We start from the raw sequence: 928 nt of genomic DNA on the forward strand, positions 1-928 counted from the left end.
GGTGAAACCGGCACAGCTTGTTGTCGTACAACAAGGACCAAATAAAATTTGGTTTTCGCCAAGAAGTTTCCAAAGCACTTGTAACAAATGTTTGAGAACTACTTTTTAAATCAGCTTTCCAGATTGTTAAAGAGCATGTTTGCAACGGCACAAGGCCGAAGAAAACAGACATAAACATGTGATGCTTATGTCTGCATTCTTGAGCTGCGAAGAGAAGTGGCGTCCCCTAGGGGATTCGAACCCCTGTTACCGCCGTGAAAGGGCGGTGTCCTAGGCCTCTAGACGAAGGGGACGAAAATCATGTTTTGCGAAGTAACCTTCGCAATGATTTTCGTAAAGGCGACGCCGAGCCTGCGAGGCTAGCGGCCTTTAGCGCTGTTCGTTGTTATCGCTAACTTTGAATTGGGTAGCAACTTGCGCCGCTATTCACATCCCAACCCAACGAACGGGCTTCTCTCATTCAACCGAAGTTGAATAAGCACTGACGCTTTCGCATCAGGTCTTTGCTCTAACTACTTTGAATCAAGGCAATCTGTGTGAACACTCAACAACTTCGTCATCATTAAGGTAAGGAGGTGATCCAACCCCAGGTTCCCCTAGGGTTACCTTGTTACGACTTCACCCCAGTCATGAATCACACCGTGGTAAACGCCCTCCCGAAGGTTAAGCTATCTACTTCTGGTGCAACCCACTCCCATGGTGTGACGGGCGGTGTGTACAAGGCCCGGGAACGTATTCACCGCAACATTCTGATTTGCGATTACTAGCGATTCCGACTTCACGGAGTCGAGTTGCAGACTCCAATCCGGACTACGACGCGCTTTTTGGGATTCGCTCACTATCGCTAGCTTGCAGCCCTCTGTACGCGCCATTGTAGCACGTGTGTAGCCCTGGCCGTAAGGGCCATGATGACTTGACGTCATCCCCA

At 49.5% G+C, this 928-nt stretch carries 1 tRNA gene and 1 rRNA gene; both read right to left on the bottom strand.

Annotated features, from left to right (window positions below):
• Positions 1–217 precede the first annotated feature (217 nt).
• Positions 218–293: transfer RNA gene (locus tag J9892_RS24525), tRNA-Glu, on the bottom strand.
• A gap of 275 nt (positions 294–568) precedes the next feature.
• A 16S ribosomal RNA gene (locus J9892_RS24530) occupies positions 569–928 on the bottom strand; the annotation flags it as partial.

Origin of the sequence: Aeromonas sp. Prich7-2 (assembly GCF_017939255.1) — a bacterium.
GTDB classification, from domain to species: Bacteria; Pseudomonadota; Gammaproteobacteria; order Enterobacterales; family Aeromonadaceae; genus Aeromonas; species Aeromonas caviae.